This is a genomic window from Stenotrophomonas sp. STEN046, from assembly GCF_056759755.1.
The window spans coordinates 1-21,169 of the sequence record NZ_JBRRDR010000036.1; the positions used below are offsets into that span (position 1 = coordinate 1).

21 protein-coding genes and 1 riboswitch are annotated in these 21,169 nt (G+C 65.3%); of the genes, 5 read left to right on the top strand and 16 right to left on the bottom strand.

Features of this window, described 5'->3' with window-relative positions:
* Window positions 1–73: 73 nt before the first annotated feature.
* The 9 genes from ACVOLJ_RS15490 to ACVOLJ_RS15530 all read right to left on the bottom strand — a co-directional run bounded on the left by ACVOLJ_RS15490 (window position 74) and on the right by ACVOLJ_RS15530 (window position 8,229).
* Window positions 74–1,846, bottom strand: a complete 1,773-nt coding sequence (locus ACVOLJ_RS15490; RefSeq protein WP_475280696.1) for a DUF885 domain-containing protein — start codon at window positions 1,844–1,846, stop codon at window positions 74–76.
* A 260-nt stretch (window positions 1,847–2,106) separates the two neighbouring features.
* The gene (locus ACVOLJ_RS15495; RefSeq protein WP_475280695.1) at window positions 2,107–2,448 is read right to left on the bottom strand and encodes a lipid-A-disaccharide synthase N-terminal domain-containing protein; all 342 of its coding nucleotides are present in this window, start codon (window positions 2,446–2,448) and stop codon (window positions 2,107–2,109) included.
* Window positions 2,448–3,170 carry a glycosyltransferase family 2 protein gene (locus ACVOLJ_RS15500; protein WP_481564513.1) on the bottom strand — a complete coding sequence of 241 codons (723 nt, stop codon included), beginning with the start codon at window positions 3,168–3,170 and terminating at the stop codon, window positions 2,448–2,450. Before ACVOLJ_RS15500 ends, ACVOLJ_RS15495 begins: the two co-directional genes overlap by 1 nt.
* 88 nt (window positions 3,171–3,258) lie before the next feature.
* Window positions 3,259–4,224, bottom strand: a complete 966-nt coding sequence (locus ACVOLJ_RS15505) for an NAD-dependent epimerase/dehydratase family protein (protein WP_481564514.1) — start codon at window positions 4,222–4,224, stop codon at window positions 3,259–3,261.
* Window positions 4,225–4,269: 45 nt separating this feature from the next.
* Window positions 4,270–4,995, bottom strand: coding sequence for a suppressor of fused domain protein (locus ACVOLJ_RS15510; protein WP_481564515.1), 726 nt, complete (start codon window positions 4,993–4,995; stop codon window positions 4,270–4,272).
* Window positions 4,996–5,118: 123 nt separating this feature from the next.
* Window positions 5,119–6,042: a ParB/RepB/Spo0J family partition protein gene (locus ACVOLJ_RS15515; protein ID WP_475280691.1), complete on the bottom strand. Its 924-nt coding sequence runs from the start codon at window positions 6,040–6,042 to the stop codon at window positions 5,119–5,121.
* Window positions 6,042–6,839, bottom strand: a complete 798-nt coding sequence (locus tag ACVOLJ_RS15520) for a ParA family protein (protein WP_475280690.1) — start codon at window positions 6,837–6,839, stop codon at window positions 6,042–6,044. Before ACVOLJ_RS15520 ends, ACVOLJ_RS15515 begins: the two co-directional genes overlap by 1 nt.
* 112 nt (window positions 6,840–6,951) lie before the next feature.
* The gene (rsmG, locus tag ACVOLJ_RS15525) at window positions 6,952–7,590 is read right to left on the bottom strand and encodes a 16S rRNA (guanine(527)-N(7))-methyltransferase RsmG (RefSeq protein WP_475280689.1); all 639 of its coding nucleotides are present in this window, start codon (window positions 7,588–7,590) and stop codon (window positions 6,952–6,954) included.
* A gap of 39 nt (window positions 7,591–7,629) precedes the next feature.
* Window positions 7,630–8,229: a 4'-phosphopantetheinyl transferase family protein gene (locus tag ACVOLJ_RS15530; protein ID WP_475280688.1), complete on the bottom strand. Its 600-nt coding sequence runs from the start codon at window positions 8,227–8,229 to the stop codon at window positions 7,630–7,632.
* 84 nt (window positions 8,230–8,313) lie between these two features.
* On the opposite strand from ACVOLJ_RS15530, the gene ACVOLJ_RS15535 reads away from it, so the two are divergent.
* The gene (locus tag ACVOLJ_RS15535; RefSeq protein WP_106469532.1) at window positions 8,314–8,565 is read left to right on the top strand and encodes a GlsB/YeaQ/YmgE family stress response membrane protein; all 252 of its coding nucleotides are present in this window, start codon (window positions 8,314–8,316) and stop codon (window positions 8,563–8,565) included.
* 76 nt (window positions 8,566–8,641) lie between these two features.
* On the opposite strand, the gene xth is transcribed toward ACVOLJ_RS15535, so the two are convergent.
* From xth to ACVOLJ_RS15560, 5 genes are all read right to left on the bottom strand, one after another.
* Window positions 8,642–9,409 carry an exodeoxyribonuclease III gene (gene xth / locus ACVOLJ_RS15540; protein ID WP_475280687.1) on the bottom strand — a complete coding sequence of 256 codons (768 nt, stop codon included), beginning with the start codon at window positions 9,407–9,409 and terminating at the stop codon, window positions 8,642–8,644.
* Window positions 9,410–9,507: 98 nt separating this feature from the next.
* Entirely contained in the window at window positions 9,508–10,917 is a 1,410-nt protein-coding gene (locus ACVOLJ_RS15545) for a coniferyl aldehyde dehydrogenase (RefSeq protein WP_481564516.1), read from the bottom strand.
* Between the two features lie 124 nt (window positions 10,918–11,041).
* Complete coding sequence (tli1a, locus tag ACVOLJ_RS15550) at window positions 11,042–11,584, bottom strand: Tli1a family immunity protein (RefSeq protein ID WP_475280685.1); 543 nt, start codon at window positions 11,582–11,584, stop codon at window positions 11,042–11,044.
* 177 nt (window positions 11,585–11,761) lie between these two features.
* Window positions 11,762–12,301, bottom strand: coding sequence for a Tli1a family immunity protein (tli1a, locus tag ACVOLJ_RS15555; protein ID WP_481564517.1), 540 nt, complete (start codon window positions 12,299–12,301; stop codon window positions 11,762–11,764).
* Between the two features lie 231 nt (window positions 12,302–12,532).
* A complete protein-coding gene (locus ACVOLJ_RS15560; protein WP_481564518.1) occupies window positions 12,533–12,973 on the bottom strand; it encodes a hypothetical protein in 441 nt (146 codons plus the stop codon).
* Between the two features lie 282 nt (window positions 12,974–13,255).
* On the opposite strand from ACVOLJ_RS15560, the gene ACVOLJ_RS15565 reads away from it, so the two are divergent.
* Entirely contained in the window at window positions 13,256–13,921 is a 666-nt protein-coding gene (locus tag ACVOLJ_RS15565) for a hypothetical protein (RefSeq protein WP_475280682.1), read from the top strand.
* Window positions 13,922–14,061: 140 nt separating this feature from the next.
* Here ACVOLJ_RS15565 and ACVOLJ_RS15570 read toward each other — a convergent pair whose 3' ends face one another.
* Together ACVOLJ_RS15570 and ACVOLJ_RS15575 are read right to left on the bottom strand one after the other, a co-directional pair.
* Window positions 14,062–15,717 carry an MFS transporter gene (locus tag ACVOLJ_RS15570; RefSeq protein WP_475280681.1) on the bottom strand — a complete coding sequence of 552 codons (1,656 nt, stop codon included), beginning with the start codon at window positions 15,715–15,717 and terminating at the stop codon, window positions 14,062–14,064.
* Window positions 15,718–15,795: 78 nt separating this feature from the next.
* Window positions 15,796–17,217, bottom strand: coding sequence for a DcaP family trimeric outer membrane transporter (locus ACVOLJ_RS15575; protein WP_475280680.1), 1,422 nt, complete (start codon window positions 17,215–17,217; stop codon window positions 15,796–15,798).
* Between the two features lie 245 nt (window positions 17,218–17,462).
* Here ACVOLJ_RS15575 and acs point away from each other — a divergent pair, with 245 nt between their 5' ends.
* The 3 genes from acs (at window position 17,463) to ACVOLJ_RS15590 (ending at window position 21,122) form a co-directional block, all read left to right on the top strand.
* Window positions 17,463–19,406, top strand: coding sequence for an acetate--CoA ligase (acs, locus tag ACVOLJ_RS15580; protein ID WP_475280679.1), 1,944 nt, complete (start codon window positions 17,463–17,465; stop codon window positions 19,404–19,406).
* A 121-nt stretch (window positions 19,407–19,527) separates the two neighbouring features.
* Window positions 19,528–20,193, top strand: coding sequence for a response regulator transcription factor (locus ACVOLJ_RS15585; protein ID WP_006477308.1), 666 nt, complete (start codon window positions 19,528–19,530; stop codon window positions 20,191–20,193).
* A 175-nt stretch (window positions 20,194–20,368) separates the two neighbouring features.
* Window positions 20,369–20,458, top strand: a riboswitch (yybP-ykoY riboswitch).
* 88 nt (window positions 20,459–20,546) lie between these two features.
* The gene (locus ACVOLJ_RS15590; protein ID WP_475280678.1) at window positions 20,547–21,122 is read left to right on the top strand and encodes a manganese efflux pump MntP; all 576 of its coding nucleotides are present in this window, start codon (window positions 20,547–20,549) and stop codon (window positions 21,120–21,122) included.
* Window positions 21,123–21,169 lie beyond the last annotated feature (47 nt).

Sequence of the window (21,169 nt, forward strand, 5' to 3'; positions counted from 1 at the left end):
TGGTCGGATCCTGCGATCCGACCCCGTCTGCCGCGCTCCGCGCTCGCCGGGCCTTGCCGGGCGACGCTCCGGGTCAGGCCTTCCTGCGCTGCGCGATGTAGGCCTGGATCTGCTGTTCCAGCACCGGCAGCGGCACCGAACCCTGCTTGAGCACGGCGTCATGGAAGCTCTTGACGTCGAACTTGTCGCCCAGTTCCTTCTCGGCCTGCGCACGCAGGCGCACGATGGCGATCTCGCCCAGCTTGTAGCTCAATGCCTGGCCCGGCCAGGAGATGTAGCGGTCCACTTCGGTGGTCACTTCGTGCTCGCTCAGCGCGGTGTGGTCGCGCAGGTAGGCGATGGCCTGCTCGCGGGTCCAGCCCTTGCTGTGCACACCGGTGTCGATCACCAGGCGCGCGGCGCGCCACATCTCGTAGGTCAGGCGGCCGAAATCCTCATACGGGGTTTCGTAGATGCCCATCTCCACGCCCAGCTTCTCGCTGTACAGGCCCCAGCCTTCGCCGTAGGCGGAGATGTAGGCGTTGCGACGGAATTCGGGCTGCTCACCCTGCTCGGCCGCGAGCGCGCCCTGCAGCGCATGGCCCGGATCGGATTCGTGCAGGGTCAGTGCCGGCAGGTTGTACAGCGGGCGTGCGGGCAGGTTGTAGGTGTTGAGCCAATAGGTACCCATGCCACCCCGGCCAGCCGTCCAGAACGGGGCGATGTCCGGCGGCACCGGCACGATGGTGAAGCGGGCACGCGGCAGCGTCATGTACTTGCCGATCACCCCGTCGATGCGCTTGGAGATCCACGCCGCGCGGTACAGCAGTTCGTTCGGGGTCTTGGCGTAGAACTGCGGGTCGGTGCGCAGGAAGGTCAGGAATTCACCGAAGCTGCCCTTGAACTGGACCTGCTCGATGATGCCGTTCATTTCCTTCTGGATACGCGCCACTTCACCCAGGCCGATATTGTGGATCTCGTCCGGCGACAGGTCCAGCGTGGTGTATTCGTGGATCTGCTGTTTGTAGTACGCCTTGCCATCGGGCATCGCCTCGGCGGCCAGGGTGGTGCGTGCCTGCGGTACATATTCGTTGACGAAGAACACGCGCAGCTGCTGGAACGCCGGCACCACCTTGCCGCTGATCGCTGCCGACGCCTGTTCGCGCAGCTTGGCCTGTTCGGCTGCAGGAATGCTGCTGGGCAGCTTCTTGAACGGCGCATACAGCGGCGACTCGGTCGGATCCTTCAGTTCGGCCACCGTGGCGATGGACACTTCACGGCCATCGAGCACCGCACGCGGCACGCTGAAACCGCGCTTCAGGCCGGCGCGCATGTTCTCGGTCTGTTGACCGAAATAGCGCGGCACGTCGTTCAAGCGCGCGATGTAGTTGCGATAGTCCTGTGCGGTCTTCATCTCGCGCCGCGCCATGAAGGACAGGTTCGACCAGAACGAGGAATCGGCGTTGAACGGCATTTCATAGCCGCGCAGGCGCACTTCCTCGGCCAGGTTGAAGATCTGGTCGTGGTAGATCGCGTAGTTGATCTGGTTGTCGGCCGAGAGTGTCTTCGGGTCGATGCGCTTCAGATCGGCAAGGGCCTGGTCCCAGACTTTCAGGCGCGCCTGCTGGGCGGCGGCGCCGACATCGGGCAGGCGGGTGGCATTGGCCGGTGCGTCGCCATCTTCGCTGGCCTCACCACCACCGTCCTGGCGCCACTTCCATTCCTTTTCGTACAGCGCGCGGAAGGCGGCATCGGCAGCTGATTCGGAGGCCACGCTGGCCGGCGCGGTGGCAGCGGGTGGCGCGGCCAGGGCCACGGCGGGGGTGGACAGGGCAAGCAGCAGGGCAACGGCAAGACGGGTTTTCACGAGCACAGGTTCCCGGGAAGGCAGACCCCGATGATGGCACCCCCACGTGCGCGTGGCATGGGACGAAGGTCCTGCCTGCACCGCAGGCAGGACCGGGAACCGGCCGCAGGCCTGGGCCCCAGCGCCGAAGGCGCGAGGCAGCGCGTGGCCATGCCCCGCGAGCGCGCAGCGCGGCCGCCGTTGGCGACCATGCCACTGCCGCCGGGCATGGCCCGGCGCTACCAAAGCAGCGCCAACCAAGGTTGGCATCTACCGAAGAGCTAGTGGCTGGCCCTGTCCCGCTTCCAGCCGCGGTGCTTGATGTCCAGCTTCAGGCTGTACAAGGCGGTGAACGCCGGGAACAGGTTCTGCAGCACGCCCACCGAATCCTGCTTGGCCGAAAACAGGAAGTAGCTGAGCGTCATCAGGCTGCCGACCACGCTCATGTACCAGAACAGGCGCGGGATGACCGGCTTGCCCGCGCGCCGGGAGGCCACGAACTGCACCAGCCAGCGGCCGCCGAACATCAGCGCACCGGTGTAGCCAATCAGCTTCCAGCCGGTCACGTGCAGGCCGGTCCAGTACAGCCAGGTCAGCGGCTGGTCGAGCCAGTGCAGCTCCATCAACGCTCCTCCACCGGGGTGCGCTTGCTGCGGGTGATCAGCCACGCCACGCCGCGCAGGTCGCGGATACCCACCAGCGCGCGGCCCAGGTTGTTGTACTTGGACACGCCGGCGGTACGGTGGCGGTGGTTGACCGGCACGCTGGTGGTCTTCCAGCCGGCACGCTGCATCAGCGCCGGCAGGTAACGGTGCATGTGGTCGAAGTACGGCAGGTCGAGGAAGGCGCTGCGCTCGAACAGCTTGATGCCGCAGCCGGTGTCGGGGGTGTCATCGCGCAGCATGCGCGCGCGGATCGCGTTGGCCCACTTGCTGGCCCAGCGCTTGCTGCCGCTGTCCTGGCGGTTGACGCGCCAGCCGGCGAACAGCTTCACCTGGGCTTCGGCGGCGTCGCGCGCGGCCAGCAGCTTGGGAATATCGGCCGGATCGTTCTGGCCGTCGCCATCAAGGGTGGCGATCCACGGCGCGCGCGCCTGCTTGACGCCGTTGCGCACGGCAGTGCTCTGCCCGCTCTGGTTGACGTGATGCAGTACCCGCAGCTCGGGCGTCGTCGCCTTCAGGCCATCCAGTACCGCCAGGCTGTCATCGCGCGAGTTGTCATCGACGTAGACGATCTCGAACGGCAGGCGGCCGCGCAGCGCGGCGGTGATTTCAGCCACCAGCGGCGCGACGTTGTCGCGCTCGTTGAATACGGGAACTACGACAGACAGCTCGGGTTGGCTCATGGGGGACTCGGCCAAAGGGAACAAAGACCGCGCATTTTCCGATGCCGAGGTTATCCGAAGATGAATCCGGCTGTGTGAGGAACCGTCCTCACGCGCGATCGCCAAAGTATTCGCGGCACCACTGCACGACGGCCGGTAGACCCTGTTCGATCGGGGTCACCGCGTCGAAGCCGAATGCGTCATGCGCGCGCCGGGTATCGGCCATCGTGCGCACCATGTCGCCCGGCTGCATCGGCTTGTACACCTTCTGCGCGGGGCGGCCCGCGGCCTGCTCGATCACGCCGATGAAGCGCTCCAGCTCGACCGGCGTGTGGTTGCCGAGATTGAATACCCGATGCGGCACCGGACCATCGGCCGGGTGTGCGAGGGCGCCGAGAATACCGCTGACGATGTCGGAGACATGTGTGAAATCGCGCTGCATGCGGCCTTCGTTGAACACATCGATCGGTCGCCCGGCCAGCACCGCCCGCGAGAACAGCAGTGGCGCCATGTCCGGCCGGCCCCACGGGCCGTACACCGTGAAGAAGCGCAGGCCGGTGGAATGCAGGCCGTACAGCTGCGCATAGGTATAGGCCATCAGCTCGTTGGCGGCCTTGGTGGCGGCATACAACGAGCGCGGCTGGTCCACGCGCTGGTCTTCGGAGAACGGCGGCGTAGCCGAATCGCCGTAGACCGAGCTGCTGGAGGCGTACACCAGGTGCTGCAGGCCACGATGGCGGCACAGCTCGAGCATGTTGACGAAACCGACCAGGTTGCTGTCGACGTAGGCCTGCGGATTCTCCAGCGAATAGCGCACGCCGGCCTGCGCGGCCAGGTGGATGACCGTGGTCGGCTGCACTTCATCGAACAGCGCGGCCAGGCCCTGGCGGTCGGTCAGGTCCAGCGTGCGCAGATCCAGCGTCGGGCACAGCGCGGCCACGCGGTCGCGCTTGATCTGCGGGTCGTAGTAGTCGTTGAAGTTGTCCAGGCCGACCACGGCCTGGCCGGCATCGATCAGGGCACGGGCGGTGTAGGCACCGATGAAGCCGGCAGCGCCGGTGAGCAGGACGGTCATGGCAGGGGCCTGGAAACGAAATACAGGCCCCTGATGTTACCGGTCTCAGAACAAACCGAAACGCCTCTTCGCCACGTTGACGCGCCCAGGCTCGATCACATCCTTGATGTCCTTGGCGTCGAAGCGGTCCAGCAGGGTCTCGGCGTCCTTCTTCAGCTTCAGGTCCATCTCCTGCGGGTACAGCGGTACGATCGCCATGAACTGGATGGTCTTGCCATCATCCAGCTCCAGCGAGCCGAAATCGTCCGGGGTGGTGACCGGCGGCAGCACGATGGCCCCGTCGAAGCCCACGCCATCGGCATACGGCTCGGACGGATGGCCGTTGGGAATGGTGTGGCCGAAGCCCAGCCAGGTGTCGTACTCGTGCGGCAGCCGCGCCAGCGTCTTCAACAGCCGCACCGGCCAGTAGTTGCGCTCATCCTCGAAGGCACCGTCGCTGATCGGCCAGTCGGCCGGCAGGGTCACCATCAACTCCATGTACGCGGAGCCGGGCGCACCTTCGGGCAGCGTCATCGGCAGATCGCTCATGCCCGAGGTCACCAGCCGCAGGTACGGGCATTGCTCGGTGGCCGGCACCACGTGCACGTCGATATGCACGATGTCGGAGATGATTTCGTGGAAGACCCCGGACACCGGCCCCAGATGGCGCTCGATGTGCGCGCTGATCGCCTCGATATGTTCTTCGCCGTGCGCCGGCGTGAAATCCTTCTCGCGGCTGTGCACGAGGATCGGGCTGCCGCCCGGGCTGACGTCGTCGTGTTCGTTGCTCATGTCCTGCTCCCTGGATGGGCCATGGGCCGGAGAGCAGTGCATCCCCCGGCGCGCGGCGGTGCGTTCCGTGTCGGTGAGGGTACGCGGCAGGAACAGGCCGCGCCCGCTGTCGCTGCGCCGGGCTCAGCCCTGGCGCGTACGCAGTCGTTCCAGCACGCCGTCCAGGGTATCCAGGTTGGCGTAGTGGATGATCAGCTTGCCCTTGCCACCGCGGCCGTGGCTGATCGCCACGTTGGTGCCCAGTGCCTCGGACAATTCGGTTTCCAGCGAGGCGATGTCGGCCTGCTGCACCTTTGCCGCCGGCACCGGACGGTTGCTCGGTACCTTGCCGGCCGCGAACGCCTGCGCACGGCGCTCGACTTCGCGCACCGACCAGCCTTCATCGGCCGCTTCCTGCGCCAGCTTGCTGGCCAGTTCCGGGGCCAGGGTCAGCAGCGCACGCGCGTGGCCCATTTCCAGCCGGCGGGTTTCCAGCAGCAGGCGGATGGCGATCGGCAGCTCAAGCAGGCGCAGCAGGTTGGATACGGCGGCGCGCGAGCGACCGACAGCCTCGGCGGCCTCGGCATGGGTCAGGGTGAATTCGCTGATGAGGCGCTGCAGCGCTTCGGCTTCTTCCAGCGGGTTGAGGTCTTCGCGCTGGATGTTTTCGATCAGCGCCATCGCGATGACGGTGCGGTCTTCCAGCTCGCGCACCACCACCGGCACTTCGTCCAGGCCGGCCAGCTGCGAGGCGCGCCAGCGGCGTTCACCGGCAACGATCTCGAAATTGCCTGCCGGCAGCTGGCGCACCAGGATCGGCTGGATCACGCCCTGCGACTTGATCGAGTCGGCCAGTTCGGACAGCTTGCCCTGGTCCATCTCGCGGCGCGGCTGGTACTTGCCCGGCTGCAGCTGGCCCACCGGCAGTTTGCGCAGCACTTCACCCGGCAACGGTTCGATCACCGCCGTGCTGGCCTGCGCCTGGCTGACCGCGCCCTTCGGACCGAGCAGTGCGTCCAGGCCGCGGCCGAGACCTCGCTTCTTGGCTGCAGGCTTGCTGCTGGTCATCAGACAGTCTCCACGGCCGTGCCGGCCTTGTTGCGTTCGTTGTTGCGGCGGATGATCTCACCGGCCAGGCCAAGGTAGGCCACGCCACCGCGCGAGGCGCGGTCGTAGCCGACGATGCTCTGTCCATGGCTGGGTGCCTCAGCCAGGCGCACGTTGCGCGGCACGATGGTGCGGAACACGCGGTCACCGAAGTGCTCGGTGAGCTCGGCCGAGACCGCGTTGGCCAGGTTGTTGCGCACATCGAACATGGTGCGCAGCACGCCTTCGATCACCAGCGCCGGATTGAGGTTGGCGCGCAGCGCTTCGATGGTTTCCACCAGCGCGCTCAGGCCTTCCAGGGCGTAGTACTCGCACTGCATCGGCACGATCACCGAATCGGCGGCGGCCAGTGCGTTCAGCGTCAGCAGCGACAGCGCCGGCGGGCAATCGATCAGGATGTAGTCGTACTCATCGCGGATCGGTGCCAGCGCACGCTTCAGGCGCTGCTCGCGCTCGCCCTGGTCCATCAACTGGATCTCGGCAGCGGTCAGGTCGATGTTGCCCGGCAGCAGGTCGAAGCCTTCCGGGGTGGTGACCCGGACTTCGGCCGCAGTGGCTTCGCCGAGCAGCAGGTCGCAGGTGGACGCGGCCACTTCGCGCTTGTCCACGCCACTGCCCATGGTCGCGTTGCCCTGCGAATCCAGGTCGACCAACAGCACGCGCTTGGGTGCGTTGGCCAGGGAAGCGGCCAGGTTGACGGCGGTCGTGGTCTTGCCGACGCCACCCTTCTGGTTGGCGATGGCGATGATGCGGGCCATGCGGGTGTGCCTCGTCGACGTGTGCTGGGACCGGTCATTATGCGTACAACCGGCCCCGTGCGGAAATCGTGGATCGCCAACCTCTTGTTCCACAAGGGGCCGGCGGCGGGGTTCAGGGGCCTGTGACGGCGACCAGGTGGCGTTCGCCGGCCAGGCCGGGCACGCGCAGCGGGGTCACCTCGCGCACCTGCCAGCCAGCCGGCAGCGCTGCGATCTCTTCATGGGGGTAGACGCCTTTCATGGCCAGCAGCACGCCACCGGGGCGCAGCAGGTGGCCACCGACACGGACGATGCCAGCCAGGGTGTCCATCGCGCGCGCGGTCAACTGGTCATAGCTGCCGGGCTCGGCCAGCGCCTCGGCACGTGACTCGGCCACGCGGGCATTGCCCAGGCCCAGCTGGCGCACGGCTTCGCGCATGAAGCGCGCCTTCTTGCCATTGCTTTCCACCAGGGTGACCTGCAGGCCCGGGCAGGCGATCGCCAGCGGGATGCCCGGCAGGCCGGGGCCGGTGCCCAGATCGGCTAGGCTGCCGTCGGCCACGAACGGCTGCATCGCCAGCGAATCGAGCAGGTGGCGGGTGACCATCTCCTGCGGGTCGCGGATGGCGGTGAGGTTGTAGGTGCCGTTCCAACGGTGCAGCAGGGCCAGATAGCGCAGCAGCGGCGGCGCCAGTGCGGCGTCCAGGCCCATGCTGGCCAGGCCCTGTTCCAGCGTGGCAGCCACGCTGGCGGGAAGATCGTGTTCGCTCATGCTGCCATTATCGCCGGTTTTCGCGGCTGATTCGCCGCTTCACTGTGGATACCAGGCCAATGCGGCGCGGAACTGGCCGCTGGCCTGCCACTCGTGCAGGTGCCAGTGCTCGGCCTGCCCCAGTTCCGGGTCACACCAGCGCAGGTGCAGGGCGCCATCGGCGGCCGGTGCCAGCTGCAGCCGGTGCAGGCCGAACGAGATGCCCTGCCCGTGGGCCTTCAGCATCGCCTCCTTGGCGCACCAGAGGCGGAAGAACCAATGCTCGCGGTCAGCCACGTCCAGGCTTTCCAGCCACGCCACCTCCTCCGGATGGAAGAAGCGCTGGATGATCTCCAGGATGCGCGGGCGCGGGCGCAGCAGTTCCAGGTCCACGCCCAGCCGCACACGCTCACCCAGCGCCACCAGCAGCACCTCGCCGCTGTGGCTCCAGCCGGTGCCATAGTGGGCCAGGTCGCCGGACAGCTCCGGCCGACCCTTGTCATCGCGCACCAGTGGCAGCGCCTCCGGCTCGCCGCCCAGCACCCGCGCCAGCACCTGCCGCGCCTGCGGTTCGCCACGCTGGCCGGGCACATGCGGGCAGCGCCAGACCGTGACCGGGCCGAACCGCCAGGGGCCATCCAGGGTGGCTGGCAGACTCATCCGCACGCGCCCATCACGGAATTGCACGACGGGTTCACAGCGCAGCGCGTCAACTGTGCTCGGTTATCCACCGGAGATTCGATCATGGGCATCATCATCTGGCTGATCGTCGGCGGCATCGTGGGCTGGCTGGCCAGCATCATCATGAAGCGCGATGGCCAACAGGGCATCATCCTCAACATCGTCGTCGGCATCGTCGGCGCACTGATTTCCGGCTGGTTGTTCGGCGGCGGCATCAACGAAGCGATCACGATCCGTACGTTCCTGTTCTCGCTGATCGGGGCAGTGATCCTGCTGGCAATCGTCAACCTGTTCACCCGCAAGAGCATCCGCTGAACTGACGGGTAGCGCCGGGCCATGCCCGGCGTTTCCCACCATCCGCTGCGCTCGCCGGGCATGGCCCGGCGCTGCCTCAACCCAACTGCACCCACGCCGGCGCATGGTCGCTGGGGCGTTCCCAGGTGCGCGGCTCGCGGTCGATGCCCGAAGCCACCGCGCTGGCCTTGAGCGCACCGGAGACCAGCGTCAGGTCGATGCGCAGGCCAAGGTTGCGGCGGAAGCCCGCTGCCCGGTAATCCCACCAGCTGAACACACCGGCCTCGTCGTTGTGCAGGCGGAAGCCATCGTGCAGGCCCAGCTGCAGCAGCTTCTCCAGCGCGCCGCGCTCGGCGGTGGAGGTCAGGATGTGGTTCTCGTTCCAGACCTCAGGATCGTGCACATCACGCGCGTCGGGAGCGATGTTGAAGTCTCCCATCACGATCAGCTTCGGATGGCGCTGCATTTCTTCGGCAATCCAGGCGTGCACCGCTTCCAGCCAGCGCAGCTTGTAGGCGTACTTGTCAGTGCCGATGTCCTGGCCGTTGACCACGTACAGGTTGATCACCCGCAGGTCGCCGAAGGTGCCGGCGATGACGCGCTTCTGCTCGTCCTCGAAGCCGGGAATGCCGATCTGCACGTCCTGTGCCGGCTCACGCGACAGCAGCGCCACGCCGTTGTAGGTCTTCTGGCCAGCGAACACGCTGCGGTAACCGGCGGCGATCAGCGCCGAATCGGGGAACTTGTGATCCTCCAGCTTGGTTTCCTGGATACCGACGATGTCCGGGCCGAAATCCTTGAGCCACTGCTCCAGGTGCGGCAGGCGGACATTGAGCGAATTGACGTTCCACGAGGCGATCTTCATGGGGGCATTCTACCCGGCCCTGCTTTGGTAGAGGCCGACCTTGGTCGGCGCTTTGGGCAGATGCGTGCCAACCAAGGTTGGCACCTACCGGAACCCGATCACCGCAGCAACAGCTTCAACAACCCGGCAATCTTCGAATACGGCGGCCGCAGCCGGTCGCTGGCCGCCCAACGCGATTGCCACAGCACCGGCAGCAATTTGCTCATCGCATCGAACCCGGCCTGCCCGTGGTACGCGCCCATGCCGCTGGCGCCTACCCCGCCAAATGGCAGGCCATCGGCAGCGAAGTGCAGCAGGGTGTCGTTGACCGTTATCCCGCCGGCCACCACCTGGGCGAGGATGCGCTCCACCGTCGCGGTGTCGTGGCTGAAGGGATACAGCGCCAGCGGCCGGTCGCGGGCCACGAGGTCGGCCAACGCCGCATCCAGGTCCGGGTAGGCCCGCACCGGCAGGATCGGCCCGAAGATTTCCTCGCGCATCAGGTCCAGGTCGTCCGGCGGATCCAGCACCACGGTCGGCACCAGCAGGCGCTCGCGGTCAGCACGTGCTTCATCCACCTGCGCCAACGGAATGACCGGCACACCGCGTTCGCGGGCCTGCGCCAGATAACCCTGCAGGCGCCGGTACTGGCCCTCATTGATGATGCGGGTGTAATCGTCCGCATCGCTGAAGTCGCCATAGCGTTCGCGCACCTGTTGCTGCAGCGACTGCACGAACTCGCGCTGGCGCGCGGTGTCGATCAGCACGTAATCCGGCGCAATGCAGGTCTGCCCGGCGTTGAACCACTTGCCGGTGGCCAGCCGTGCGGCGGCTTTCTCCAACGGAAAATCGCGGCAGACAATCGCCGGTGATTTGCCACCCAGCTCCAGCGTGACCGGCACCAGATGCTCGGCGGCGGCCGCCATCACCTTGCGGCCCACGGCAGTGGAACCGGTGAATACCAGATGGTCCAGCGGCAGCGAAGACACCGCAGCGGCCACGTCCGCCCCGCCCTGCACCACCGCCACGCGATCGGGCGGGAACACACTGGCCAGCAGATCGGCCAGGAACGCGCTGGTGCGCGGCGTGTGTTCCGAAGGCTTGAGCAGCACGTGGTTGCCGGCAGCGATAGCCGTCGCCAGCGGCACCAGTGCCAGCGTAACCGGGTAGTTCCAGGGCGAGATCACCCCGACCACACCCACCGACGTCGGCCGCAGCTGCGCGCGCGCCGGCCACAGCTTCCAGCCAGCCGATGCGCGACGCGGCTTCGACCAGCGCCGCAGGTGGCGGCGCAGGTGGTCGATGGCCGACAGCACGCTCATGCCATCGGCCAGCTTCGATTCGACGTGGGCGCGATGGCCGAAGTCCTCGGCGATGGCCTGGGCCATTTCGTCCAGCCGCGACTTCAGCGCCTCACGCAGGCGGCGCAGGTCGGCTTCACGCTGCCCGAGCGACGGGCGCCGCGCCTGCCAGGCGCCGCGCAGGGTGTGCAGGATGGCGGGGAGCTCGGTCGGCGTGGTGGTGGTCATGGGCCGATTGTAGAGTCGAGCCGTGCTCGACTCGCATGCCAACCTTCACACCGTGGCGCGTGGCCTCATTCGGGAACTTCGCCACCAACGTGCATGCGTGCACCCTTCCCAATGAACGCGTCCATCACTGGGCCTTCTGCTGGTCGGTACGTTCTACCGGGCATGACTGCGGTTCTGGCAACTCAAGCGGAATCCTGATCGGATACTCGGGGCTGCCGTAGGCGTAACAGGAGGTAGTGACCTGAATGTCATCACAGGGCAGGAAATGCACGGTGATGCCGCAGACGTCCTGGTCGGTATAGTCCGGGACAGGGACGACTTTACTGTGCCTGCGCTTTTGCGCCAGGATCTTCTTCTCCCAAGCCAAAAACTTGGGCCAGTCTCCGGTTCCAGGAAAATCTATCGAGCTTCCTGCACCCGTTTCCCAGTCAACCCGCACCGTCAGCCCCGGATACCAGCGCTCTGGTGCACCGTAGCAGCACCCTCCACCGCCACCTTGATACGGGCCAATGATGTCAACGGCTGAACGACCATCGACATTGAAGCGGTTGATGGCCCAATGGGTGTGGTTGACGCCGTAGATCGCACTGGCATCCACAGCGTCAGCAGATAAGAGCAGAGGTGGGCCAGCAAGTAATGCCAGCAGCACGGACTTCAAATCAAACATCACTGAAACTCCATAAGGTGTAGTCCTCAAATCTTGTCGAGGGCACCAATGCGCTACTCAGGCGCAAACTCCAGCCCCCAGTCACGCATGCCAACCATCAAGCCGTGGCCATGGCCTCATTCGGACACATCCCCACGCCTCGCATGCGTCCACTCTCGGATGCAAACCCGACCATCACTACGCCTTCTGCTGGTCGGTTCGTTGTGCCGGGCATGACTGCGGTTCTGGCAACTCAAGCGGGATCTTGATCGGGTACTCGGGGCTGCCGTAGGCGTAACAGGAAGTGGTGACCTGAATCTCATCGCAGGGCAGGAAATGCACGGTGATGCCACAGACGTCCTGGCCGGTGTAATCCGGGACGGGGACGACTTTACTGTGCCTGCGCTTCTGCGCCAGGATTTTTTCTCTCCAAGCCAGAACTTTTGACCAATCCTCTGTCCCAGGAAAATCCATTGCGCTTCCGGCGCCCGTTTCCCAGTCAACCCGCACCGTCAGGCCGGGATGCCAGCGCTCTGGTGCACCGTAGCAGCACCCTCCACCGCCACCTTGATACGGGCCAATGATGTCAACGGCTGGACGGCCATCGACACTGAATCGGTTGATGGCCCAATGGGTGTGGTTGACGCCGTAGATCGCACTGGCATCCACAGCGTCAGCAGATAAGAGCAGAGGTGGGCCGGCAAGAAATGCCAGTGCCACGCGCTTCAAAACAAACATCACTGAAACTCCAGAATGTATAGCCCTCATACTTTGTCCGAGGGAACGAATGCGCTACTCAGGTGCAAACTTCCGCCTCCAGTCACGCAGGATCTCGACCTCCCGCGTGATCAGTGCTGATTCTGCTGCGGGCGCGTCGGAGAACTGTTCGCCCGACATTGGAATCCTCCTCAGGGAGACATTCCGATCGCCTGCGAAGAAGTGGGGCGTAAAGCAGTAGGGCTCATCGCCCTATTCCGTGGGCTGCTTCACCAACGTCGCAAAGATCGCATTCATCGGCATGCTCGGTTTGGCGACTGAACACCACGGATGCGACGAGACGATGTCCTGAATCCGCACGCCCGCCCGACGGAACTCCGTGGGACTGGAAACCTTTCCGAGAGAGACGCGATGTACCCGATAGGTGTCGTCTCCCGGTTGTGCCTCGACAAGCCATCCTGAGTTGTCATGCGATGTGCAACTGCAATCGCAGGTCACCAATGTTGCGTTTGGTACGGCGTTGTTCCAGGACAGCCAGACTGTGTCTTTCTTGCATAGTTGTTTGATCACGGGCGATCTTTCCTCGACTCGCAGGCTTCCCTGCGGTGCCGCACCGTCGGCAGCTACATGCGTTTCTGCGTCGGGCGATGACGCTGAGACAGTGATGATCGCTGCCAGAAGTACGCTGCGCATGCCCCGATCCGATTCGATGAATCACCCATGCTATGGGACGCACTGGCGAACAAAGGGAATTCGGGCCATTTGCGTCATAAGTTGGCAGTTCTTGCTAGAAGTCCCAGTGTTCCGTGTGGCTGGATACGTCACCTCGCACCGGTACGATTGAGTATTGGGCGGATATGTAGATTCGTACTTGTTTCATTGCCGCAGGAAGTCAGCGCGCTGAAGGTAGTGTCCCACCTCCAATAACATGCATAGATGCGACGCGCACATGCATTTCTGATCGGATGTCTTCTCATGGCCGGAGCTTCCGATGCCAGCGAGCAGTCCATTGATGTCGCGGCAATCGACCTGAACGCCGAGCACGGACACATCCCATTGCTGGGCGACACCCTGGCCGCCGTCGTCGGCGAGCTCGAGGGCGATGCTACACCCGGTGCCAGTATTGGCAGGGTGCTCGAGGCGCTTGCAGAGAGGCTCGAACGTACGACCTGCCGTGTACAGATTCCCATCAATGACAGCTCAAGTTCGTTCGGCATGATCTGCAGCGGACCCGATGTAGACAGCCTCTTCCCGTACTACACCGCCTTGCGGCAGGCGAGCACACCGGCGGAGCATGATCGGTACGGCCGTCGCTTCCTGGACGCCTATGCGACGTTGCTCAGGGATGCACCGGATGTCGCCCTCACGCGACCAAGCGAGGATGAAGCGGCAGATGGCTTGTTACATGTGCTCTTTCCGTTCGAGGCCTGGGACAGAAAGCTGAACATCCCTCGCCATGAGGTGCACTTCCCGTATGTACCTGTGTGCAACCTCGTTGCCACTCGCGCTGCGCGTTGCCCAGGAGTCGATCAGTTGCTCAGGCAGATCCGCCAAGCAGGCGATGACAGTGCGCAGCTTAGGTTCTGCATCGAAGCGTTTTCAAGGCGACAGCTTGAGCTGAGCGATGGATGCTCGGAGTAGCACGTCCTGCGGTTGGGATCGGAGCCCATTCGCGCGCGAAAGGGATTCGACCCCAGTCGCCACCCCACAAACGAAAAGGCCGCGGTCTGCACCGCGGCCCCTGAAACCCGGTGGGTGCCGACCGTTGGTCGGCACACCGGTTACTTGGTGATATCCACGTCCTTGGTCTCGCGCAGGAACAGGCCGCCGATCACCACCGACATCAGCGCGATGATGATGGGGTACCACAGGCCGTAGTACAGGTTGCCGGTACCGGCCACCAGCGCGAACGAGATCGCCGGCAGGAAGCCGCCGAACCAGCCATTGCCGATGTGGTACGGCAGCGACATCGAGGTGTAGCGGATGCGGGTCGGGAACAGTTCGACCAGGTAGGCGGCGATCGGGCCGTAGACCATGGTCACGTACAGCACCAGCAGCCACAGCATGAAGATCGTGCCGGCGAAGTTGATGCGCGAACCATCGGCCTTGGCCGGGTAACCGGCAGTGGTCAGTGCGCCCTTCAGCTCGGCACCGAACGCATCGGCCTTGGCCTTGCCTTCTTCCTTGGTCAGACCGGCGGCCTCATACGAGGTGACGCTGGCGCTGCCCACGTTGACCATCGCCAGCGAACCCGCTGCCGCCGGCTGCACGTCGTACGGCACACCGGCCTTGGTCAGCGCGGCGGTCGCCACGTCACAGGAGCTGGTGAACTTGCGCAGGCCGACCGGATCGAACTGGAACGAGCAGGTGTTCGGATCAGCCACCACCAGTGCCGGCGAGTTGCTGCGGGCTTCTTCGATGGCCGGGTTGGCGAAGTGGGTCAGGCCCTTGAAGATCGGGATGTAAGTGACGGCGGCCAGCAGGCAGCCGGCGAGGATGATCTTCTTGCGACCGATACGGTCGGACAGCCAGCCGAAGAAGATGAAGAACGGCACGCCCAGTGCCAGCGCGGCCGCGATCAGCAGGTAGGAAGTGGTGGCATCGACCTTCAGCATGCTGCTGAGGAAGAACAGCGCGTAGAACTGGCCGCCGTACCAGACCACGGCCTGGCCGGCAGCCGCGCCGAGCAGGACCAGCAGCATCAACTTCAGGTTGCCGCCCTTCAGGCTGTCACGGAACGGGGTCTTGGAACCCTTGCCCTCGGCCTTCATCTGCTGGAACAGCGGCGATTCGCTCAACTGCAGGCGGATCCACACCGACACGCCCAGCAGCACGATCGACACCAGGAACGGAATGCGCCAGCCCCAGGCTTCGAAGGCCTCGTTGCCGAGGAAGTAGCGGCAGGCCAGGATGATCAGCAGCGACATGAACAGGCCGAGCGTGGCGGTGCACTGGATGAAGCTGGTGTACAGCCCGCGCTTGTCCGCCGGTGCATGTTCGGCCACGTAGGTGGCAGCGCCACCGTACTCACCGCCCATCGCCAGGCCCTGGGCCAGGCGCAGCACGATCAGGATCACCGGTGCGGCGAAGCCGATCGAGGCGTAGTTGGGCAGCACGCCGACCAGGAAGGTCGAGATGCCCATGATCAGGATGGTGACCAGGAAGGTGTACTTGCGGCCGATGCGGTCGCCGAGGCTGCCGAAGAAGGCCGCGCCGAACGGACGTACGAAGAAGCCGGCGGCAAACGCCAGCAGGGCGAAGATCATGCCCGTGGTTTCATTGACGCCACTGAAGAACTGCTTGGCGATGATCGCCGCAAGCGAGCCGTACAGGAAGAAGTCATACCACTCGAAAACGGTGCCCAGGCTGGACGCGAAGATGACCTTCTTGTGTCCCTGGGTAAGTTGGGCTTTCGCCGGCGCAGGTGTGCTGGACATGAGACGTTTTCCCTCTGTAGATGCCGACCTTGGTCGGCATGCAATCCCGGTAGGTGCCGACCGTTGGTCGGCACTCAGTTAGAAGCTGTACTTCGTGGTGAACTGCAGCCGGTTGATGTCACCCTTGCGGCCATCCTCGATCTCGCGCACGCCGTACATGTACTCCGCGCCGATATCGACCTTGGGCATCGGCGTGTAGAAGATGTTGCCGCGGATGCTCTGCACACTCTTGGTCACCAGCGGGCCCAGGCTGCCGTCGTTGTCGTAGTCACTGCGCGCATAGATCAGGTTGGTGCGCAGCTTCGGCGAGAACGCGTGCCGCCAGCCCACATAGCCCGCCAGCACGCCGGTCGGGTTGAGCTCGTCGCGGGCGACGTCGTACGCGGTATCGGCGGTCACGCCGAGACCGATATAGCGGGCGATGCCTTCACCACCGGTCAGCTGGTAGTGCAGCGAATCGCTGCTGCCCATCACCCACTTGCCGCCCAGGGTCAGGCCGCCGCCGATCTTGTCGGCGTCGGCGCCGGTGGCCTGGTTGTCGACCTTCAGCTGGCGCACCACGGCTCCCACGCCGAACGTGCCCCAGTCACCTTTCCAGCCGTAGCGCAGGGTCAGGTCAGGCAGGCTGCCGCGATCGGAGTTGGCGCTGGCATTGGTCCAGGCGCCGGTGACCGGATTACGCGTGCCTGTGAGGGTGGTGGTTTCCGGGTTCTCCAGTGCGACGCTGAAGCCGCCCTGGGTGTAGCGCAGCTGCGCCTGGCGCACGAAGATCACGCCATCGGTGGGACCAACGAAGTCGACCGCTTCCGGCAGTGCACCGGCATCCATGAAGTTGGACCAGGTCTGGCCGGCCAGCCAGTTGTTCCAGTACATGTAGGCATGCCGCAGGGTCACGCCGTAGGTATTGGTGGCGGTCTGGTTGCCCAGCGAATTGCCGAAGAAATCCATCTCGAACATCGCGCCGGACTTGTTGCCCGATTCGCTCACGTTGTCGATGCCGATGTTGAAGCGCGAGAACTTGGCGTGGGCGTTGTAGTCCACGTCCGAGCGCTCGCCGCTGCCGCCGGCACCGGCCACCGGGGTCTGCCCCGGCAGGTACAGCGCGCGACCGGTGGCATCGTCGGCCAGCTGGCCATCGCTGGTCTGGGTGGCCAGGAAATCGGCCTTGATGAAGCCGCCGATCTTGACCGTGGTGCCCGGCGCTGCGCCCGGGGTGATGGTGGTGACCTGGATCGGTTGCTTGCCCGCCGGCACTGCCGGCCTCTGCTCGGCCTGCACCGTGCGGACGTCGGTGACCGCCTGCTGGGTCTGCACGATCTGGGTCTGTTGCTGCTGCTGCGAAGCCAGCAACGCCTGCACCTGGCGCTCCAGTTCGGCGACGCGGGTTTCCAGGGCTTTCTCTTTGGCGGTCTCTGCGAACGCCATGCCCGGTGCGACCAGGGCGACCAACAGGCAGGCCGCCAAAGGGGTGCGCACGGCTTTCAACGTACGGTGGCTCATGTTGCCCTCTCTCCCAAGTGGCAAGGTGATGCCGCGCGTGGGGCACGGTCGAGCCGAGACTGCGGGGCGTTCGCGCACACCGGCTATTGGCCATTGGTCGAAGCTGGGCCTCCAGAGCCCCCACTTTCGACCAAGGTCTAAGCGTGGTGGTGACGCGGCGGGGGGTGGATGGGGCAAACTGAGGGGGAACGGCCGCTGCAATGCTGCGGCTGCACACACAAAGTCAACGTGCAAGTGAGGGTGCCATGGCTGATCTCTACCCCGTCGATCCGCAGTTCGCCGCGAAGGCGCGTATCGACAAGAACTCCTATGAACAGCAGTACCAGGCCTCGGTGTCCGATCCGGATGCGTTCTGGGGCAAGGCCGCCGAGCGGCTGGACTGGTCGCGCAAGCCGACCAGGATCAAGAACGTCAGCTACGACCTGGCCGATTTCCGCATCAAGTGGTTCGAGGATGGCGAGCTCAACGCCAGCGTGAACTGCCTGGATCGCCAGCTGGAAAAGCGCGGCGACAAGACCGCGCTGCTGTTCGAGCCGGACAGCCCGGACGCGCCGGCCCAGCACGTGACCTATCGCGAGCTGTACGAGCGCACCTGTCGCCTGGGCAACGCGCTGCGCAACCTGGGCGTCAAGAAGGGCGACCGGGTCACCATCTACCTGCCGATGATCGTCGACGCTGCCGTGGCCATGCTGGCCTGCGCGCGCATCGGTGCGATCCACTCGGTGGTGTTCGGTGGCTTCGCCCCGAATTCGATCGCCGACCGTGTCAGCGACTGCCAGAGCAAGCTGATCATTACCGCCGACGAAGGCCTGCGCGGCGGCCGCAAGATTCCGCTGAAGGCCAACGTCGATGCGGCGCTGAAGCTGCCCGGCACCAATACCGTGGAAACCGTGCTGGTGGTGCGCCACACCGGTGGTGCGGTGGACATGCAGGCCCCGCGCGACCGCTGGTTCCATGATGTGGTCGACAGCCAACCGGCCAGCTGCGAGCCGGAACCGATGAATGCCGAGGATCCGCTGTTCATCCTCTACACCTCCGGTTCCACCGGCAAGCCGAAGGGCGTGCTGCACACCACCGCCGGTTACCTGCTGTACGCGGCCTACACCCATGAAGCGGTGTTCGACCTGCGCGAGGACGACATCTACTGGTGCACCGCCGACGTCGGCTGGGTCACCGGCCACAGCTACATCGTGTATGGGCCGCTGGCCAACGGCGCGACCTCGCTGATGTTCGAAGGCGTGCCGAACTACCCGGACACCTCGCGTTTCTGGAATGTCATCGACAAGCACAAGGTGTCGATCTTCTACACCGCGCCGACCGCCATCCGTGCACTGATGCGCGAGGGCGAGGAGCCGGTGAAGAAGACCTCGCGCGCCTCGCTGCGCCTGCTCGGCAGCGTCGGCGAGCCGATCAATCCCGAAGCCTGGCGCTGGTACTACGAGGTGGTCGGCGACAGCCGTTGCCCGATCGTCGATACCTGGTGGCAGACCGAGACCGGCGGCATCCTGATTTCGCCGCTGGCCGGCGCGATGGACCTCAAGCCGGGCTCGGCCACGCTGCCCTTCTTCGGCGTGCAGCCGGCGCTGGTCAACGCCGATGGCGAGATCAAGGACGGCCCGACCGAAGGCAACCTGATCATCCGTGATTCCTGGCCGGGCCAGATGCGCACGGTGTACGGCGACCACCAGCGCTTCATCGATACCTATTTCCGTACCTACCCGGGCAGCTACTTCACCGGTGACGGTTGCCGCCGCGACGAAGACGGCTACTACTGGATCACCGGCCGCGTGGACGATGTGATCAACGTATCCGGCCACCGCATCGGCACCGCCGAAGTGGAAAGCGCGCTGGTCTCGCACCCGAAGGTGGCCGAGGCGGCCGTGGTCGGTTTCCCGCACGACATCAAGGGCCAGGGCATCTACGCCTACGTGACCCTGATCGCCGACCAGGCGCCCAGCGATGAGCTGCACAAGGAGCTGATTGCCTGGGTGCGCAAGGAGATCGGCCCGATCGCCGCGCCCGACCACCTGCAGTGGGCGCCGGGCCTGCCCAAGACCCGTTCGGGCAAGATCATGCGCCGCATCCTGCGCAAGATCGCCGAGAACGCACCGGACCAGCTGGGCGACACCTCGACCCTGGCCGATCCCTCGGTCGTGGCGTCGCTGGTGGACGAGCGCAAAGTCCGCTGATGGCGTGAACGCGGGCGCAGGACGCGCCAGGAAGTTGGCCGGGCGGAGGGACCCGGCCTTCTTCAACCCGTCCTGTGCCGGCCGTCACGTCGCCCCTTTTCCTGATCGATAAGCTCGACCCATGACCACCCTCCTGATTGCCGATGACCACCCGCTGTTCCGCGAAGCCCTGCGTGGGGCCGTACAGCGGGTCATCCCGGGCGTGCAGCTGTTCGAGGCCGACAGCGTGGAAGCGCTGTACGCGCTGGCCGACCAGCACAACGACGCCGACCTGGTCCTGATGGACCTCAACATGCCCGGCGCGCAGGGCTTCAACGCACTGGTGCATATGCGCTCGCTGCATCCCCACCTGCCGGTGGTGGTGGTGTCGGCACGCGAAGAAGCGACGGTGATGCGCCGCGCGCTTGACCATGGCGCGTTGGGCTTCATACCGAAGTCTGCCGATTCGGACACCATCGGCCACGCGCTCGGTACCATCCTCGACGGCGAAACCTGGGCACCGCCGGAAGCACACAACGTGCCGCCCACCGGCAGCGAAGAACGCGAAGTCGGCCAGCGCCTGCGCGAGCTGACCCCGCAGCAGTTCCGCGTGCTGCAGATGCTCGGCGCCGGTCGCTTGAACAAGCAGATCGCCTACGACCTCAATGTGTCCGAAGCAACGATCAAGGCGCATGTGACCGCGATCCTGCGCAAGCTGGGCGTGACCAACCGCACCCAGGCGGTGCTGATGGCCGGCAAGCTGGCCATCGACGACGACGCCATCGTGCTGCCGCCGGAAGAAGACTGAGGGTAGTGCCGGCCGCTGGCCGGCAATCACCAGAAACCGCCTCGCCGCTGCGTTCGCCGGGCATGGCCCGGCACTACCGGGTTGCCCGGATATAGCCATCGCTATACAAACCAGCCCTGCCTGCGCGTTTCGCTGGAAATGCACCACGCGCGGATCGCGGTGCTAAGCTTCGCGTCCCCTTGGGGAGTAGCCGGATTTCTTCGCAGGAATCGTCCACGTCAACATACTCGGCCAGTGCGCCGTGGCGTGGACAACCATGATGGTTGGCGAGACCAGCGGCCCGCGCGCGCAACATCAGGTTGGGCGCGAGCGCAGGCCGTGCGTCCGTCCTTGCCCAACCTCAGCAGCCGCCAATGTCCCCCATCTCGATCCTCCTGATCGGCTTCGCCATGTCCACCGATGCCTTCGCCGCAGCCATCGGCAAGGGTGCGGCCATGCGCAAGCCGGTGTTCCGCGATGCGCTGCGCGCCGGCATCATCTTCGGCGTCATCGAGGCGATCACGCCCATCATCGGCTGGCTGCTCGGCCGCGCCGCCCTGCAGTACGTCGAAGCGTTCGACCACTGGATCGCCTTCGGCCTGCTCGGCGCCCTGGGCATCCACATGATCGTCAACGGCCTGCGCCCAGACAACGCCGAGGAAGACGAAGATCCCTCCCAGCACCATGGCTTCTGGAAGCTGGCGTTGACCGGCTTCGCCACCAGCATCGACGCGATGGCGGTGGGCATCGGCCTGGCGTTCATGGACGTGCATATCGGCGTGATGGCAGCGGTCATCGGCCTGTGCACGCTGACCATGGTCACCGCCGGCATCATGCTGGGTCGCGTGCTGGGCAGCATGGTCGGCAAGCGCGCCGAGATCATCGGCGGCGTGATCCTGGTGATCATCGGCGCGACGATCCTGTACGAACACCTGCACGGCGCAGGGTAATCGACACTGCTGCGCTCGCCGGGCACGGCCCGGCGCTACTGAAGGGT

Excerpts from the sequence above, each read along its gene's own strand:
- ACVOLJ_RS15505 (WP_481564514.1), bottom strand. The coding sequence starts at position 4,224 with ATGACCGTCCTGCTCACCGGCGCTGCCGGCTTCATCGGTGCCTACACC.
- ACVOLJ_RS15585 (WP_006477308.1), top strand. The coding sequence starts at position 19,528 with ATGACCACCCTCCTGATTGCCGATGACCACCCGCTGTTCCGCGAAGCC.
- tli1a (WP_475280685.1), bottom strand. The coding sequence starts at position 11,584 with ATGTTTGATTTGAAGTCCGTGCTGCTGGCATTACTTGCTGGCCCACCT.
- ACVOLJ_RS15545 (WP_481564516.1), bottom strand. The coding sequence starts at position 10,917 with ATGACCACCACCACGCCGACCGAGCTCCCCGCCATCCTGCACACCCTG.
- ACVOLJ_RS15515 (WP_475280691.1), bottom strand. The coding sequence starts at position 6,042 with ATGACCAGCAGCAAGCCTGCAGCCAAGAAGCGAGGTCTCGGCCGCGGC.
- acs (WP_475280679.1), top strand. The coding sequence starts at position 17,463 with ATGGCTGATCTCTACCCCGTCGATCCGCAGTTCGCCGCGAAGGCGCGT.
- ACVOLJ_RS15590 (WP_475280678.1), top strand. The coding sequence starts at position 20,547 with ATGTCCCCCATCTCGATCCTCCTGATCGGCTTCGCCATGTCCACCGAT.
- ACVOLJ_RS15500 (WP_481564513.1), bottom strand. The coding sequence starts at position 3,170 with ATGAGCCAACCCGAGCTGTCTGTCGTAGTTCCCGTATTCAACGAGCGC.
- ACVOLJ_RS15520 (WP_475280690.1), bottom strand. The coding sequence starts at position 6,839 with ATGGCCCGCATCATCGCCATCGCCAACCAGAAGGGTGGCGTCGGCAAG.
- rsmG (WP_475280689.1), bottom strand. The coding sequence starts at position 7,590 with ATGAGCGAACACGATCTTCCCGCCAGCGTGGCTGCCACGCTGGAACAG.
- ACVOLJ_RS15510 (WP_481564515.1), bottom strand. The coding sequence starts at position 4,995 with ATGAGCAACGAACACGACGACGTCAGCCCGGGCGGCAGCCCGATCCTC.
- ACVOLJ_RS15570 (WP_475280681.1), bottom strand. The coding sequence starts at position 15,717 with ATGTCCAGCACACCTGCGCCGGCGAAAGCCCAACTTACCCAGGGACAC.
- xth (WP_475280687.1), bottom strand. The coding sequence starts at position 9,409 with ATGAAGATCGCCTCGTGGAACGTCAATTCGCTCAATGTCCGCCTGCCG.
- ACVOLJ_RS15575 (WP_475280680.1), bottom strand. The coding sequence starts at position 17,217 with ATGAGCCACCGTACGTTGAAAGCCGTGCGCACCCCTTTGGCGGCCTGC.
- ACVOLJ_RS15565 (WP_475280682.1), top strand. The coding sequence starts at position 13,256 with ATGGCCGGAGCTTCCGATGCCAGCGAGCAGTCCATTGATGTCGCGGCA.
- tli1a (WP_481564517.1), bottom strand. The coding sequence starts at position 12,301 with ATGTTTGTTTTGAAGCGCGTGGCACTGGCATTTCTTGCCGGCCCACCT.
- ACVOLJ_RS15535 (WP_106469532.1), top strand. The coding sequence starts at position 8,314 with ATGGGCATCATCATCTGGCTGATCGTCGGCGGCATCGTGGGCTGGCTG.
- ACVOLJ_RS15495 (WP_475280695.1), bottom strand. The coding sequence starts at position 2,448 with ATGGAGCTGCACTGGCTCGACCAGCCGCTGACCTGGCTGTACTGGACC.
- ACVOLJ_RS15560 (WP_481564518.1), bottom strand. The coding sequence starts at position 12,973 with ATGCGCAGCGTACTTCTGGCAGCGATCATCACTGTCTCAGCGTCATCG.
- ACVOLJ_RS15530 (WP_475280688.1), bottom strand. The coding sequence starts at position 8,229 with ATGAGTCTGCCAGCCACCCTGGATGGCCCCTGGCGGTTCGGCCCGGTC.